The following is a 15,379-nucleotide window of genomic DNA, read 5'->3' on the forward strand; positions in this document are numbered from 1 at the left end:
TTCAGACCTTGAATCGGCTGACGCCGCTACGCAGGCTACCGGCTACCTGGTTCAGCTCATCAATCGCAGCACCGGCCTGGCGCAGCGAATCCACCGTCTGGCCGCTGGCTTCGCTCAACTGCACCAGCGCCTGATTGATCTGCTCGGCCCCCGTCGCCTGGGCCTGCATGCCCTCGTCAACCATCTGCACCCGCGGCGCCAACGCCTGCACCTGATGAATGATCTGCGTCAGCTGATCACCAACCTGGGCCATTTCGCTATTCCCTCGGCGCACCTCTTCGGAGAACTTGTCCATGCCCATAACACCGGCCGACACCGCTGACTGGATCTCGCGCACCATTTGTTCAATGTCATAGGTAGCGACTGCCGTCTGATCGGCCAGGCGACGCACCTGGGTGGCCACCACGGCAAAGCCACGGCCGTATTCGCCTGCTTTCTCGGCCTCAATCGCGGCGTTCAGGGACAGCAGATTGGTCTGATCCGCCACTTTGACGATGGTGGTCACCACATGATTGATGTTGCCGGCCTTCTCGTTAAGGATCGCCAGCTTGGCATTCACCACCTCCGCAGCCCCCACCACATGGCGCATTACATCTTCCATGCGGGCCAGACCTAACTGACCCGAACCGGCCAGCACCGAGGTGTGTTCAGCGGTACCGGACACCTCACTCATGGTGCGCACCAGGTCGCGCGACGTTGCGGCAATCTCCCGCGAGGTGGCGCCGATTTCCGTGGTGGTGGCGGCCGTTTCAGTGGCCGTGGCTTGCTGCTGCCTGGACGTAGCCGCAATCTCGGTGATGGACGTGGTCATCTGCACCGCCGAGCGCTGCGCTTGGGCCACCAGGGTCTTGAGCTCATCAGCCATGCTGTTGAAGCCTTCCTCGATGGCATTGAACTCATCCCGCCGGCCCATATCCAAACGCGCCGAAAGGTCACCGGAACCAAGCTTCTTGAAGGTCTCCACCACGGCAATGATGGGCAAGCTAATCGCCCGCTGCAGACTCACTGAACTGAGAATAGCCACGCCCAGAACAATCAGAATGGCCAGCACCAGGCTCAATTTGGTTGAGCCAACCTCAGTCACAATCTGCTGCACCGCCTGTTCAGCAAATTGCCGGTTCAATTCGAACAATTGGCTCAATACCGCGCGGGCCTCCGTCCAGGCCGGCAACAGCTGCTCACGGCCCAACTGCGAAGCCTCCTCGGCACGCCCGGCGGCAATCAACTCAAGAAATTGAGCGTGCAGCGTCAGGTACTGATCACGCTTGAGCACGAAACGCTGCGCTTCAACACGTTCCGCCTCACTGCTGATGGTGTTCTGGTAATCCGCCCAGGTTGTCTCCAGGCGCTGCAACAGCTCTTCGAAGGTTTTACGCTCGGTGGCACTCAGGCTCAGACCGGCCGCGCCCTCCTGGCTAACGATCAGCAGGCGCTGGCTTTCCAGCAGATGATCAGCCCAGGCCAGCCGCGCCAAGCCGACCAACTGCATACCCGGCGCAGCCGATGTACTCACCTTGATCGCGGCCTGCTCGACTGTCGCCAAGCGGTAATAGGCGGTGGCAGATAGCAGCAGAAGGATCACGACCACCACAGAAAAGCTCGCGATGATGCGTTGCCGGACAGTCAAGTTCTTCACAATATTCCCCACTCGGTTAAACGCACCCGGCCAGCCACAGGCTGACCGCGGTTAAATAGATGCAAAGACTCTAGAGATTGCCCTAGCCAGCGGCAAGCCTTGAAACAGCAGGAAAGACAAAGGCACCGACTCTCAGCCCACGCCCTGCAAACAACTGAGCCACGCCACCGCCAGAGCAAAGGGTCGGCGTCGCTGCTGCCCGCCTTGATATTTGTCGCGTGCACCAGGCTCAAGCCCTCGCCAGCGCCGTGACCTCCGTACGGGCAACCTACCCCTGGCGGATAATTATTGAGCCCGCAGACGCAGCAACTGGTCAGCCAGCTCGGCTGCATGCCGCTCGACCACCAACGGCACCAGATTGTCGCTGTAGCCAACCAGACGCGCGTAGATAAACGTCCAGCGCGTCAGCGCTCGCTGTAATCGCTGCTGCTGCGCCTGCGTCAGTTCAGGGGCAAGGCTGGTGAGTTCGCCATCGACCTGCTTGGCCAGCACATCGATATCCTGATTCAGGTAATGCGCCTGTTGCTCAGGCAAGGTCTCGATACCACCGACATAGGCCCGCGCCGTGTAGCGCGCCGCCAGGTATTGCACCTTGGCCGGCAGGCTTTGCAAAAGCAGATCCGCCGGCTGCAGTGGCTGCGCCAGGCCTTTGAGCAGCTGTAGCTCAAGCGTTTCAAGTGCGACCAGCAACTCACGCTGGGCCTTGCTGTATTGGAAGTTGAACGCCCACGGCAGGTCTGGTTCGCCGGGGTTATAAGCCAGCGTTTGCTCAATCAGCGTAATAAAGGCGGCCAGCGGCGGCTGCAGTTGCGCCATCGCCAAACGCGCGGAGTCGGTTAAGGGCTGCGCCTGCAAGGTCTCCACGCTCGCACGCAATTTATCCAGATCAACCTGCACCTTAGTTGCCAGCTCGGCATAGCCACCTTCACCACGATGCACAAACAGATCCGTACCGGCGCGAAACACCTGCACCTGCGCCAGCTGTACCTGCGTCAGCGCTACATCAGGAGCAGCCTGCAATAACTGACTGACACCCAGCAACCCCAGCAAAAGCAGGCAGGCCTTATACAAGCGACGCATTGATTACTCATCCACAACATGAAGGGCGCCGAGTATAGGGACGTGGCCTCAACACGGCCAACACTCCCCTAGGCAACCACACGCATTCGTTATAAAAGAACACACCAGCCTTCGTTCGATAAATCACAAACCCTGACACATCTCTCGCCGCGAGCTACCGCCGCATGATGACCCTACGCCAGATCCGCCATTTCATTGCCGTCGCCGAGACCGGCTCGATCTCCGCCGCCGCCCAGGCGGTGTTCATTTCACAATCGACCCTGACCTTAGCGATCCAGCAGCTGGAGGAAGAAATAGGCGTCAGCCTGTTCAATCGCCACGCCAAAGGCATGAGTCTGACCCACCAGGGCCACCAATTCCTACGCCAGGCGCACTTGATTCTGGCCACCGTGGACAACGCCAAGCGCAGCTTGCAACAGAGTACCGATCAGGTTGCGGGCAGCCTGACCATTGGCGTAACCAGCCTGGTGGCCGGGTACTACCTGGCCGACCTGATCACCCGTTTTCAGCGCGCCTTTCCCAACGTGCAAACCCGCGTGGTCGAGGACGAGCGTCCGTATATCGAGCACCTGTTGGTCAGCGGCGAGATCGATGTTGGCGTACTGATCCTCTCCAACCTCGAGGACCGCCACGCGCTGCAGACAGAGGTACTGACCCACTCGCCGCATCGACTATGGCTGCCGGCGCGCCATCCGTTACTGGAGCGCGACAGCATCAGCCTGGCGGATGTGGCCAGCGAACCGCTGATTCAGCTCAACGCCGATGAAATGGGGCTGCATACCCAACGCCTGTGGAGCCGCGCCGGCATGACGCCGAACGTCACCCTGCGCACCGCCTCAGTGGAAGCGGTGCGCAGCCTGGTGGCGGCGGGCCTTGGCCTGTCGATTCAGCCAGACATGACCTACCGCCCCTGGTCACTGGAAGGCGACATTATCGAAGCCTTGCCGCTGGCCGACCTGAGCGAGCCAATGGACGTTGGCCTGGCTTGGCGCCGAGGCACCGCGCGGCCCGCGTTAGTTGACCCGTTTCTCTCCGTGGCACGCGAACAACCACACGGCCGCAAGGTTTCGATTTAATCGAACGCTGCTTTCAATATTAAGAATTTGTCGCCCCCCTGTACCGGACTCTAGTCTCAGCTGCATATGGACGCAGGCGCTCCGGACAAGAACTGGAGCCGTTATGCAGGTAGAAACTAAAAAAAGAAGTCCGAAAATGTCCGAGCCAATCCTGTACAGCGCATTGCTGATCGACGGCCAGCTGGTCGCAGGGGAAGGTTTGGCCGAAGCCATCATCAACCCCGCCAGCGGCGAAGTACTCACCTCTATAACTGAGGCCTCGCTGGAGCAGGTGGAAGCCGCCGTACAGGCCGCCCACCGTGCCTTTGCGAGTTGGTCACGCACCACGCCAGCACAACGCGCAACTGCCTTGCTGGCCATAGCCGACGCAATCGAACAAAACGTTGAACAGCTGGCTCGTCTGGAGTCGCTGAACTGCGGCAAACCGCTGCATCTGGCTCGCCAGGACGATATTTCCGCAACCGCCGACGTATTCCGCTTCTTCGCCGGTGCCGTGCGCTGCCAGCAAGGGCAGCTGGCGGGTGAGTACGTGCCTGGCCACACCAGCATGGTGCGCCGTGATCCGGTTGGCGTGGTCGCCTCCATCGCACCGTGGAACTACCCACTGATGATGGCCGCCTGGAAGATCGCCCCAGCCTTGGCGGCCGGCAATACGCTGATTTTCAAACCATCCGAACACACGCCGCTGTCGATTCTGGCCTTGGCCCCGGCACTCGCAAAGATCCTCCCGCCGGGAGTGCTGAACATTATTTGCGGTGGTGGCGAAGGCGTCGGCAGCCAGCTGGTCGGCCACCCACGGGTGCGCATGGTGTCGCTGACCGGCGATATCGTCACAGGGCAGAAAATCCTGCAGAGCGCCGCACGCACGCTGAAACGCACACACCTGGAGCTAGGCGGCAAGGCGCCGGTGATCGTCTGCAATGACGCTGATATAGAAGCTGTGGTCGAGGGTATCCGTACCCATGGCTACTACAACGCCGGCCAAGACTGCACAGCGGCCTGCCGCATCTACGCCCAGGCAGGCATTCATGACCGCTTGGTGGCCGAACTAGGTGATGCCGTAGCGAGCATCAGCTTCGCCCGCAAGAAAGACAGCGACAATCAGATCGGTCCGCTGATCAGTGCACGCCAGCGCGATCGTGTGGCCAGCTTTGTTGAGCGAGCGCTCGGCCAACCACACATCGAGCGCGTTACCGGCGCAGCCGTGCACTCCGGCCCCGGTTTCTACTATCAGCCAACCTTGCTCGCCGGCTGCAAGCAGGGCGACGAGATTGTTCAACGCGAGGTATTCGGCCCAGTGGTCACCGTTACCCGCTTCGACCAGTTGAGCCAAGCGGTGGACTGGGCCAACGACTCTGAATACGGCCTGGCCAGTTCGGTATGGACACAGAATCTGGACAAGGCCATGCAGGTTGCCGCACGCCTGCAATACGGCTGCACCTGGATCAACACGCACTTCATGCTGGCCAGCGAGATGCCGCACGGCGGGCTCAAGCGCTCCGGCTATGGCAAGGATCTTTCCAGCGACTCACTGCAGGATTACAGCGTGGTGCGCCACATCATGGCACGCCACGGACAACAACTAGACTGACTAACACCCGTTCGGCAGCGGTCTTGCCGACAGACATTCACTGCCCTAATAACAGCCCAAAAGAAGAGGGAATTCCGATGTCCGCGCACAAAACCGCAGTGCTTAGCGCACTTACAACCGCCCTGTTGGCCATCAGTGCCGCACAGGCCGCCGAACCACTGAAAACCCTCGGCGCAGCCGAAGGCCAAGTCGACATCATTGCCTGGCCCGGCTATATCGAACGCGGTGAAACCGACAAAGGCTATGACTGGGTCACCCAGTTCGAGGCCGACAGTGGCTGCAAGGTCAACGTAAAAACCGCCGCCACCTCCGACGAGATGGTCAGCCTGATGGCCAAAGGTGGCTATGATCTGGTCACGGCTTCCGGCGATGCTTCGCTGCGCCTGGTGGCAGGTAAACGGGTACAACCGATCAACACCGCCCTGATCCCGAACTGGACCAACGTCGACGAACGACTCAAGGATGCGCCTTGGCATACCGTGGCCGGTCAGCACTACGGCACCCCCTACCAGTGGGGCCCGAATGTGCTGATGTACAACAGCAACGTATTCAAGACCGCACCAACCAGCTGGTCTGTGGTGTTCAAGGAACAGAACCTGCCAGACGGGAAAAGCAACAAAGGCCGCGTACAGGCCTATGACGGTCCGATCTATATCGCCGATGCCGCGCTGTATCTGAAGGCCAGCAAACCCGAGTTAGGCATCAACGATCCGTATCAGCTCACCGAAGCCCAGTACGCCGCCGTGCTGGATGTGCTGCGCGCTCAGCAACCGCTGATTCACCGCTACTGGCACGATGCGACTGTGCAAATGAGCGATTTCAAGAACGAAGGCGTCATGGCCTCTGGTTCATGGCCGTATCAGGTCAACGCCCTGCAACTGGAAACACAGCCGATTGCCTCCACCGTACCTGTTGAGGGCGCCACCGGTTGGGCCGACACCACCATGCTGCACGCTGAGGCCAAGCACCCCGTCTGCGCCTACAAATGGATGGACTGGTCGCTGCAGCCCAAGGTCCAGGGTGATGTTGCGTCCTGGTTCGGCTCACTGCCAGCGGTACCCGCCGCCTGCAAGGACAACCAACTGCTCGGCGCCGAAGGCTGCAAGGTTAACGGCTTCGACAACTTCGAGAAGATTGCCTTCTGGAAAACCCCGCAGTCCGAGGGCGGCAAGTACGTGCCCTATAGCCGCTGGACCCAGGACTACATCGCCATCATGGGTGGTCGCTAACAGCGAGTAAGGCTCTACGTAGGATGGGTGGAGCGCAACGATACCCATCAACGAGTTCAGGCATACCACCCAGACCATCGCCTCAATGGCGATGGGTATCGCCAGCTCAACCCATCCTACAAAGGCTCCTGACCCACCTGCTCTGTTGAGCCTCTGCGGTGGATGGATAGAGCGCCATCCACCTTACGCTGCGGCAAGTCCGCAGCGGTTAACCGTTGTACATCCACCACCGACTCTTGCGCCTTGTGTCGGCAAACCCAAACGGGAGAGACGGTGGTGGGTGGCTTTTATCCTGGAGTTAGTGAAATGACCCTTGCAGTGCAATTTACCGATGTGTCCCGCGCGTTCGGCGACGTCAAAGCCGTCGACCGGGTTTCCATCGACATCCAGGATGGCGAATTCTTCTCCATGCTCGGCCCTTCCGGCTCAGGCAAAACCACCTGCCTGCGCCTGATCGCCGGCTTTGAGCAGCCCAGCGCGGGCTCCATTCGTATTCACGGCGTTGAGGCCGTCGGCCTTGCGCCCTACCGCCGTGACGTCAACACGGTGTTCCAGGATTACGCCCTGTTCCCACACATGAACGTGCTGGAAAACGTCGCCTACGGCCTCAAGGTCAAAGGCGTCGGCAAACCCGAGCGCCTGGCCCGCGCCGAAGAAGCCCTGGGCATGGTTGCCCTCGGTAGCTATGGCGGGCGTAAACCGGTACAGCTGTCCGGCGGCCAACGTCAGCGTGTGGCCTTAGCCCGCGCCCTGGTCAACCGCCCGCGGGTGCTGCTGCTCGACGAGCCGCTGGGCGCGCTGGACCTCAAGCTACGCGAGCAAATGCAGAGCGAGCTGAAAAAGCTGCAGCGGCAACTGGGCATAACCTTCATCTTCGTCACCCACGACCAGAGTGAAGCGCTGTCCATGTCGGACCGCGTGGCAGTATTCAACAAGGGCCGCATCGAGCAGGTCGACACCCCACGCAACCTCTACATGAAACCGGCCACGCCGTTCGTAGCCGAGTTTGTCGGCACGTCCAACGTACTCAAAGGCGAGTTGGCCATGCAACTCAATGGCTCGCCGCTGCCCGTATCGATTCGCCCGGAACACACCCGCCTGGCAAACGGCGAAGCACTGGGCAGCGACGAGGTCGAGGTCAGCGGTCTGCTGCACGACATTCAGTACCAGGGGGCCTCAACGCGCTTCGAGATCCAGCTGGAGAACGGTCAGAACTTCTCCGTCAGTCAGGCCAACAATCAATGGCAACTGGGCGACGCGCCGGTACAACAGGGCCAGCGGGTGAGTGCGCGCTGGGCGCGTGGGGCCATGGTCGGCCTGCGCGAGGAGATGTGACATGAGCAGCCAGAGCCTCGCCCTCGACAACCCAGGCGGCCTGCTACGGCGCCTGTCTGACCTGCTCTACCGCAAGCCAACACTGTACCTGTCGATGCTGCTGATCCCGCCGCTGCTGTGGTTCGGCGCAGTTTACCTGGGCTCGCTGCTGACCCTGCTGTGGCAAGGCTTCTACACCTTCGACGACTTCAGCATGACGGTCACCCCGGACCTCACGCTGGCCAACTTCGCCGCCCTGTTCCAGGCGGCGAACTTCGACATCATCCTGCGCACCGTGAGCATGGCGGTGGCGGTGTCGATCGCCAGCGGCCTGGTGGCCTTCCCTATTGCCTATTACATGGCGCGCTACACCACAGGCAAGACCAAGGCGTTTTTCTACATCGCCGTGATGTTGCCAATGTGGGCCAGCTACATCGTCAAGGCCTATGCCTGGACCCTGCTGCTGGCCAAAGGTGGCGTGGCCATGTGGTTTATCCAGGCGCTGCACCTGCAACCACTGCTGGAGCTGATCCTCGGCATCCCCGGGGTGGGTGGCAACACCCTGTCGACGTCACACCTGGGGCGTTTCCTGGTGTTTGTCTATATCTGGCTGCCATTTATGATCCTGCCCATACAGGCCTCCCTGGAGCGTCTGCCGCCCTCCTTACTGCAAGCCTCGGCCGACCTTGGTGCCAAACCTCGGCAGACCTTTATGCAGGTGATTCTGCCGTTGTCGATCCCTGGTATCGCCGCCGGCTCGATCTTCACCTTCAGCCTGACCCTCGGTGACTTCATCGTGCCGCAGCTGGTGGGCCCACCCGGCTTCTTCATCGGCAACATGGTGTATGCGCAACAGGGCTCGATCGGCAACATGCCGATGGCCGCCGCCTTTACTTTGGTGCCGATCGTGCTGATCGCCGTCTACCTGTCCATCGTCAAACGTCTGGGGGCCTTCGATGCGCTCTAACGCCGAAAAACACGGGGAGCAGGCTTCCTGGGGGCTGAAACTGGCTGCCTGGGGCGGGCTGGTATTTCTCCACTTCCCGATCCTGATCATCTTCATGTATGCCTTCAACACCGAGAGCTCGAGCTTCAGCTTTCCGCCGCAAGGCTTCACCTTGCACTGGTTCAGCGTGGCCCTGGCGCGCCCAGACGTGCTGGAAGCGATCAAACTGTCCGCGCAGATCGCCGCCCTGGCGACCGTGGTCGCCATGATCCTCGGCACCCTGGCCGCCGCCGCGCTGTACCGCCGCGACTTCTTCGGCAAAGAAAGCATCTCCATGCTGCTGATCCTGCCCATCGCCCTGCCCGGCATCATCACAGGTCTGGCGCTACTAGCGGCGTTCAAGCGCTTCGGCATCGAGCCAGGCTTCCTGACCATTGTGATTGGCCATGCCACCTTCTGCGTGGTGATCGTCTACAACAACGTCATCGCCCGTTTCCGCCGCACCAGCCACAGCCTGATAGAGGCCAGCATGGACCTGGGCGCCGACGGCTGGCAGACCTTCCGCTACATCGTCCTGCCCAACCTCGGTTCAGCCTTACTGGCGGGCGGCATGCTGGCGTTTGCCCTGTCGTTTGACGAAATCATCGTCACCACCTTTACCGCAGGCCATGAACGCACCCTGCCGCTGTGGCTGCTCAACCAGTTGGCTCGCCCGCGCGATGTGCCGGTAACCAACGTGGTGGCGATGCTCGTGATGCTGGCCACCATGCTGCCAATCCTCGGTGCCTACTACCTGACCAAAGGCGGTGAAGGCGTAGCCGGCAGCGGCAAATGATTCCCCCTCCCCCATGTGGGGAGGGCCAACCCAAGTTCTGCAAACCCATGCGAGGTTTAAGCGATGCAAACCAAACTGCTGATCAATGGCCAACTGGTCGCTGGCGAAGGCGCTGCCCAGGCCGTGCTCAACCCGTCCGTCGGCACCACCCTGGTGGAAATCGCTGAAGCCAGTCCGGCTCAGGTCGACGCCGCCGTTCGCGCTGCCGATGCGGCCTTCGACAGCTGGTCGCAAACCGCCCCCAAAGACCGTTCGAGCCTGCTGCTGCAACTGGCCGACAAGATCGACGCCCACGCCGCAGAACTCGCCCGCCTGGAATCCAACAACTGCGGCAAACCCTACAGCGCTGCATTGAATGACGAGCTGCCTGCCGTCGCTGACGTATTCCGTTTCTTCGCCGGTGCCAGCCGTTGCATGAGTGGCTCCGCTGCCGGTGAATACCTGCCGGGCCATACCTCGATGATCCGCCGTGATCCGATTGGCGTAATTGCCTCCATCGCGCCGTGGAACTACCCGCTGATGATGGCCGCCTGGAAACTCGGCCCAGCCTTGGCTGCTGGCAACACCGTGGTACTCAAGCCATCTGAGCAGACGCCACTGACTGCGCTGAAGCTGGCTGAGTTCCTCGCTGACATATTCCCGGCAGGGGTCGTCAACATCGTTTTCGGTCGCGGCGCGAGCGTCGGCGCGCCACTGACAGCCCATCCGAAAGTGCGCATGGTCTCGTTGACGGGCTCAATCCCTACCGGCTCAGCCATCATCAGCAGCACCGCCGACAGCGTGAAGCGCATGCACATGGAGCTGGGCGGTAAAGCGCCAGTAATCATCTTCGATGACGCTGATATCGATGCTGCGGTGGAAGGCATTCGCACCTTCGGTTTCTACAACGCCGGCCAGGACTGCACCGCTGCCTGCCGTATCTATGCGCAAAAAGGCATCTACGAGCAGTTCGTGGCCAAACTGGGCGAGGCCGTGAGCAGCATCAAATACGGCCTACAGGACGACGAAAGCACCGAGCTCGGCCCGCTGATCACTTCTGCCCATCGCGACCGCGTTATCGGCTTCGTCGATCGTGCCAAGGCGGTCCCGCACATCAAGGTGGTGACTGGCGGCAACGCGGTCGAGGGCCCCGGTTTCTTCTTCGAGCCGACCGTACTGGCGGGTGCTTTGCAGGACGACGAAATCGTCCGCCGCGAAGTATTCGGCCCGGTGGTTTCGGTCACCCAGTTCGACGATGAAGCGCAGGTGCTGGCCTGGGCCAACGACTCCGACTACGGCCTGGCCTCCTCACTGTGGACCAGCGACGTGGGCCGCGCGCACCGCATGTCCGCGCGCCTGCAGTACGGCTGCACCTGGGTTAATACGCACTTCATGCTGGTCAGCGAGATGCCCCATGGCGGCGTGAAACTGTCCGGTTACGGCAAGGACATGTCCATGTATGGGCTTGAGGACTACACCGCGATCCGTCATGTCATGTTCAAACACTGATTTGGGCTACTGCGCTCAGCCCACATCGCTCCGTTTTTTCCACCACCACGAAAATCATCTGGAGCAATAACAAATGCAAAATGCACTCCGCACTATCAGCTTTCTCGCCCTGTTCGCCTGTGCCGGCCTGGCCCAGGCGGCAGATGATGCCAAGGCTATCGTCGATGGCTATATGGCTGCCTGGAACGCCCACGATGCCGACAAGGCTGCGACCTTTCTCGCTGAAGACGCCGTGTATTTCGACGCCACGGTCGGCACGCCGCAGAACGGCAAAGCCGCCGCCCGCGACAACGTGATCAAGGTGTTTGTCGGCGCGGTGCCGGATCTGCAATGGCAGATGACCAGCGCGCCCATCGTCAGTGCTGATGGTATCGCCTTCCAGTGGAAATTCAGCGGCACCAACAGCGGTGCCTGGAGTGCGGAAACCCCAGCCACCGGCAAGCCGCTGTCATTTGAAGGCGTAAGCTTTATCCGCATCAAAGACGGCAAGATTGCCTATCAGGGCGATTACTACGACGCGCTGGGTTTCAACAAGCAACTCGGCTGGTAAACCCGGGCGCGTGCACTGCAGGCTAGAAACGCTGCAGTGCTCTAACCCGCTTGCAACTCCTGACGCACCTGCGCCTCAAGCTCGGTTTTGAGCGCTGGATCCAGCTTGAGTTGACGGGCCAGCTCTTCCAGATAAGCACGCTCCATAAAGTGCTCTTCATCAACCATTAGCACGCTGGCGACATACATTTCTGCGGCCATTTCCGGGGTACTGGCCGCGCGGGCGATTTCGGCGGGGTCCAGCGGCTTGTTCAGCTCGGCCTGCAGCCAATGCTGCAATTCGGCGTCACTGGTGAGCTTGACCAACTCGCCCTCGATCAATTGCCGCTCACGTGCATCGACATGACCATCGGCTTTGGCCGCCCCCACCAGCGCCTTGAGAATGGCCTGGCTGTGCAATTCAGCCTGCGGCGCCGGCAAGCGGTCCAGGGTTTGCGGTTCGACCTGCGGCGCATTGGCCTGCTGCGCCTGCCAGTTGTTGTAAGCCTTGTAGGCGACGACGCCCAACGCGGCCAGACCGCCATAGGTCAGCGCTTTGCCGCCCATCTTGCGCGCACTCTTGTTGCCCAGCAGCAAGCCCAGCGCACCTGCCGCCAACGCGCCACCACCCGCCCCTTTGAGCAGCGTACCCAGGTCTCCGCTCTGACCGCCCTTACCGCCCTTACCGCCCTTACCGCCGCCAAGCAAACCGCCCAGCGCGCCACCCAAACCACCGGCCGATCCACCTGCGGAGCTACCAGCGGATTTCTGCTGCATCAGGTCCTGACCGGATTTCAACAACTGATCAAGCAAGCCACGGGTAATCATCAAGCGCTCTCCCTAAAAATAGTTGTGCAAGCACACAGACAGATTCTAGAGAGCCGGGTTTACCACCACCTAACACCAGAGTGCTTCGAAAGATTGCCAACGCGCGTAACCCGCACCCAAAACGGCTATTCGTCGGTTAGCCGGCACAAAACATGTCAAATAGTGGTCACCATCACACTGTGCGGGTGGTCGATCTATATTTGGCGCCGATAGGATGGCGAACACAAAGACCCGCAACGGTAAAAGGCTATCAAGAGCCAACACCGGAGAACTGCTCCATGCAGCCATGCGTCAACCGCTATACCCACCGTTTACTCCGCAGCCTGCTCGCCAGTTGCTGGCTATTCAGCCCAGTGCTGGTGGCCGATGCGACAGCTCGCCAACCTAGCGCTTTATCGGCGGCACTCAGCGATGCGCGAATAGCCAGCTGGCAAACCCTGCTCGACAACTCCGCAGGCGATGACGAACGCGCCAAGCTGGAGCGGGTCAATCATTTCATCAATCGTTCAGTGAGTTTTGTCAGTGACCAGCAGGCCTGGGGCGCCGATGACTATTGGGCGACGCCCGCGCAGACACTGAGCCTAGGCAAAGGTGACTGCGAAGATTTCGCCATCGCCAAATACTTCAGCCTGGTGCGCATGGGCGTACCCAGCGAGAAGCTGCGCCTGACGTTCGTCAAAGCGCTCAAGCAGAACCAGGCGCATATGGTGCTGGCCTATTACCCCAGCGCCAGCGAGCAACCGCTGATTCTCGACAACCTTGACCCACGCATTCGCCCTGCCAGTGAGCGGAATGATTTGCTGCCGGTGTATTCCTTCAATAGCCACGGCGTTTTTCTGGCCAAGTCGCCGCAGCGCGTCAGCCAACCACCGGCGTTTCTTGCGCGCTGGAATGAGCTGAGTGAGCGTGCGCTGGCCGATGGTTCGGCCGCGCGCTCACCACAGAGCTAGGCCAATCAGCGTGGGCTGATATGGGCGATCAGCAGTTGCACCGATTCCTGGCCGCGAAACTCATTCACATCCAGCTTGTAGGCCAGTTCGACCCAGCGCACGGTCGGGTTCGGCCAAATCTCGCGGTCCACACCAAAGGCGATGCCGTCGAGCTGCACACTGCCGCATTCGCTTTTCAGCACCACCTTGAGGTGCCGCTCGCCGACGACACGCTGCTGTACCAACTGAAACACGCCATGAAACAGCGGCTCAGGGAAATGCTGGCCCCAAGGCCCGGCGTTGCGCAGCTCTTTGGCCAGCGGTAGGTGAAACTCTTCGATGGACAGCGCACCGTCAGACAACAGGCGACCGGTCAGATCATCCTCACAGAGTTGACGGCGCACCTCGGCATCGAAAGCCGCAGCAAAAGCCGCGAAATTGGCTTCAGGCAATGACAGCCCCGCCGCCATGGCATGCCCACCAAACTTGCTGATCAGCGCGGGATGTTTGGCGGCCACCGCATCCAGCGCATCACGGATATGGAACCCCGGCACCGAACGCGCCGACCCCTTCAGTACGCCATCGCCCGCATCGGCAAAGGCGATGGTAGGACGGTGATAACGCTCTTTCATCCGCGAGGCGAGGATACCGATTACACCTTGGTGCCAATCGGCCTCGAACAGGCACAGGCCGAACGGCATATCTTCTAGCGGCAGGTCCTTGAGCTGGGCCAAGGCCTCGCGCTGCATGCCCTGCTCAATCGCCTTACGGTCCTGATTAAGCTGATCCAGCTGCACAGCCATATCGCGGGCCAGGGCCTCGTCTTCGCAGAGCAGACATTCGATGCCCAGCGCCATATCATCCAGCCGCCCCGCCGCATTCAGCCGTGGCCCGAGGATAAAGCCGAGATCGGTGGAGGTAATACGCCGATGATCGCGCCCGGCCACCTCAAGAATCGCGCGCAAGCCCGGCCGCGCCCGACCGGCACGAATACGCGCCAAACCCTGATGCACCAGAATGCGGTTGTTGGCATCCAGCGGCACCACGTCAGCCACGCTGCCCAGGGAAACCAGATCCAGTAACTCACCGAGGTTCGGCTCAGGCCGCTGTGCAGTAAACCAACCTATTTCGCGCAGGCGCGCACGCAGCGCCAGCAACACATAGAACATCACCCCAACGCCAGCCAACGCCTTGCTGGGGAACTCACAGCCTGGCTGGTTGGGATTGACGATGGCATCCGCCGCTGGCAACTCAGCACCGGGTAAGTGGTGATCGGTGACCAGCACAGTCAAACCGGCAGCCTTGGCCGCCGCGACGCCCTCAACGCTGGAAATGCCATTGTCCACGGTAATCAACAATTGCGGCTGGCGCTCAAGCGCTACCGCGACGATCTCTGGGGTCAGGCCATAGCCGTATTCAAAGCGATTGGGCACCAGATAATCGACATGCGCGGCGCCGAGCATGCGCAAACCGAGCACGCCCACCGTACTGGCGGTGGCGCCATCGGCATCGAAGTCGCCGACGATCAACATGCGCTGGCCCTGCTGCAGGCCCAGCACCAGCAACTCCACAGCTTCAGGCATGCCCTTGAGCTGCTGATAAGGAATCAGCCGCGCCAGGCCCTTATCCAGCTCGGCAGCCGATTGCACGCCACGGGCGGCATACAAGCGGGTCAACAACGGCGGCAGAGCGCCCAGGTCAGGCAGAGTGGCAGGTAACGGGCGGGCTTCGATACGCATCAGGATTCCGGTACAAACGGTGCGGAACGTCCGCTCCTATTTTTTATTAGGGAGACGCAGAGAATCTGTTTTCGATCTCGCGAGCTAGAGTCATGCAAGGCAAAAACAGGCGAGGAAGCGGAGTTTACTGGCTGTAAATGAGCATTCCGAGCCTGTTTTT

General features: G+C 60.8%; 13 protein-coding genes. 9 read left to right on the forward strand and 4 right to left on the reverse strand.

Going from position 1 to position 15,379, the window contains the following annotated elements; genetic code table 11:
• Nucleotide 1: 1 nt before the first annotated feature.
• Both N1078_RS04010 and N1078_RS04015 read right to left on the reverse strand, forming a co-directional pair.
• Nucleotides 2–1,636, reverse strand: a complete 1,635-nt coding sequence (locus N1078_RS04010; protein ID WP_274086909.1) for a methyl-accepting chemotaxis protein — start codon at nt 1,634–1,636, stop codon at nt 2–4.
• 285 nt (nt 1,637–1,921) lie between these two features.
• Nucleotides 1,922–2,716, reverse strand: a complete 795-nt coding sequence (locus N1078_RS04015; protein WP_274086910.1) for a hypothetical protein — start codon at nt 2,714–2,716, stop codon at nt 1,922–1,924.
• Nucleotides 2,717–2,880: 164 nt separating this feature from the next.
• On the opposite strand from N1078_RS04015, the gene N1078_RS04020 reads away from it, so the two are divergent.
• From N1078_RS04020 to N1078_RS04055, 8 genes are all read left to right on the forward strand, one after another.
• Complete coding sequence (locus tag N1078_RS04020) at nt 2,881–3,792, forward strand: LysR family transcriptional regulator (protein WP_274086911.1); 912 nt, start codon at nt 2,881–2,883, stop codon at nt 3,790–3,792.
• A gap of 136 nt (nt 3,793–3,928) precedes the next feature.
• Nucleotides 3,929–5,383 (forward strand): gamma-aminobutyraldehyde dehydrogenase, encoded by a 1,455-nt coding sequence (locus tag N1078_RS04025; RefSeq protein ID WP_274086912.1) that lies wholly within the window; start codon nt 3,929–3,931, stop codon nt 5,381–5,383.
• A 77-nt stretch (nt 5,384–5,460) separates the two neighbouring features.
• Complete coding sequence (gene ydcS / locus N1078_RS04030) at nt 5,461–6,612, forward strand: putative ABC transporter substrate-binding protein YdcS (RefSeq protein ID WP_274086913.1); 1,152 nt, start codon at nt 5,461–5,463, stop codon at nt 6,610–6,612.
• A gap of 306 nt (nt 6,613–6,918) precedes the next feature.
• Nucleotides 6,919–7,947, forward strand: a complete 1,029-nt coding sequence (locus N1078_RS04035; RefSeq protein WP_274086914.1) for an ABC transporter ATP-binding protein — start codon at nt 6,919–6,921, stop codon at nt 7,945–7,947.
• A 1-nt stretch (nt 7,948) separates the two neighbouring features.
• Nucleotides 7,949–8,893, forward strand: coding sequence for an ABC transporter permease (locus N1078_RS04040; RefSeq protein WP_274086915.1), 945 nt, complete (start codon nt 7,949–7,951; stop codon nt 8,891–8,893).
• Nucleotides 8,883–9,707, forward strand: a complete 825-nt coding sequence (locus N1078_RS04045) for an ABC transporter permease (protein ID WP_274086916.1) — start codon at nt 8,883–8,885, stop codon at nt 9,705–9,707. The genes N1078_RS04040 and N1078_RS04045 overlap by 11 nt, the downstream gene beginning before the upstream one ends.
• Before the next feature lie 63 nt (nt 9,708–9,770).
• Nucleotides 9,771–11,195: a gamma-aminobutyraldehyde dehydrogenase gene (locus tag N1078_RS04050; protein ID WP_274086917.1), complete on the forward strand. Its 1,425-nt coding sequence runs from the start codon at nt 9,771–9,773 to the stop codon at nt 11,193–11,195.
• 73 nt (nt 11,196–11,268) lie between these two features.
• Nucleotides 11,269–11,745 carry an ester cyclase gene (locus N1078_RS04055; RefSeq protein WP_274086918.1) on the forward strand — a complete coding sequence of 159 codons (477 nt, stop codon included), beginning with the start codon at nt 11,269–11,271 and terminating at the stop codon, nt 11,743–11,745.
• Between the two features lie 41 nt (nt 11,746–11,786).
• Here N1078_RS04055 and N1078_RS04060 read toward each other — a convergent pair whose 3' ends face one another.
• Entirely contained in the window at nt 11,787–12,551 is a 765-nt protein-coding gene (locus N1078_RS04060) for a tellurite resistance TerB family protein (RefSeq protein ID WP_274086999.1), read from the reverse strand.
• A gap of 278 nt (nt 12,552–12,829) precedes the next feature.
• Between N1078_RS04060 and N1078_RS04065 the strand changes: the two genes are divergently transcribed.
• Nucleotides 12,830–13,501: a transglutaminase-like cysteine peptidase gene (locus tag N1078_RS04065; protein ID WP_274086919.1), complete on the forward strand. Its 672-nt coding sequence runs from the start codon at nt 12,830–12,832 to the stop codon at nt 13,499–13,501.
• 5 nt (nt 13,502–13,506) lie between these two features.
• On the opposite strand, the gene recJ is transcribed toward N1078_RS04065, so the two are convergent.
• Nucleotides 13,507–15,219: a single-stranded-DNA-specific exonuclease RecJ gene (gene recJ, locus N1078_RS04070; RefSeq protein WP_274086920.1), complete on the reverse strand. Its 1,713-nt coding sequence runs from the start codon at nt 15,217–15,219 to the stop codon at nt 13,507–13,509.
• Nucleotides 15,220–15,379 lie beyond the last annotated feature (160 nt).

The sequence above is a fragment of the Pseudomonas sp. MIL19 genome (assembly GCF_028680365.1).
Taxonomy (GTDB): Bacteria; Pseudomonadota; Gammaproteobacteria; order Pseudomonadales; family Pseudomonadaceae; genus Aquipseudomonas; species Aquipseudomonas spirodelae.

What these genes read in the sequence shown, in the direction of transcription:
- N1078_RS04015 (WP_274086910.1), bottom strand. Translation starts at nt 2,716, where the DNA reads ATGCGTCGCTTGTATAAGGCCTGCCTGCTTTTGCTGGGGTTGCTGGGT.
- N1078_RS04020 (WP_274086911.1), top strand. Translation starts at nt 2,881, where the DNA reads ATGATGACCCTACGCCAGATCCGCCATTTCATTGCCGTCGCCGAGACC.
- N1078_RS04025 (WP_274086912.1), top strand. Translation starts at nt 3,929, where the DNA reads ATGTCCGAGCCAATCCTGTACAGCGCATTGCTGATCGACGGCCAGCTG.
- ydcS (WP_274086913.1), top strand. Translation starts at nt 5,461, where the DNA reads ATGTCCGCGCACAAAACCGCAGTGCTTAGCGCACTTACAACCGCCCTG.
- N1078_RS04035 (WP_274086914.1), top strand. Translation starts at nt 6,919, where the DNA reads ATGACCCTTGCAGTGCAATTTACCGATGTGTCCCGCGCGTTCGGCGAC.
- N1078_RS04040 (WP_274086915.1), top strand. Translation starts at nt 7,949, where the DNA reads ATGAGCAGCCAGAGCCTCGCCCTCGACAACCCAGGCGGCCTGCTACGG.
- N1078_RS04045 (WP_274086916.1), top strand. Translation starts at nt 8,883, where the DNA reads ATGCGCTCTAACGCCGAAAAACACGGGGAGCAGGCTTCCTGGGGGCTG.
- N1078_RS04050 (WP_274086917.1), top strand. Translation starts at nt 9,771, where the DNA reads ATGCAAACCAAACTGCTGATCAATGGCCAACTGGTCGCTGGCGAAGGC.
- N1078_RS04055 (WP_274086918.1), top strand. Translation starts at nt 11,269, where the DNA reads ATGCAAAATGCACTCCGCACTATCAGCTTTCTCGCCCTGTTCGCCTGT.
- N1078_RS04060 (WP_274086999.1), bottom strand. Translation starts at nt 12,551, where the DNA reads ATGATTACCCGTGGCTTGCTTGATCAGTTGTTGAAATCCGGTCAGGAC.
- N1078_RS04065 (WP_274086919.1), top strand. Translation starts at nt 12,830, where the DNA reads ATGCAGCCATGCGTCAACCGCTATACCCACCGTTTACTCCGCAGCCTG.
- recJ (WP_274086920.1), bottom strand. Translation starts at nt 15,219, where the DNA reads ATGCGTATCGAAGCCCGCCCGTTACCTGCCACTCTGCCTGACCTGGGC.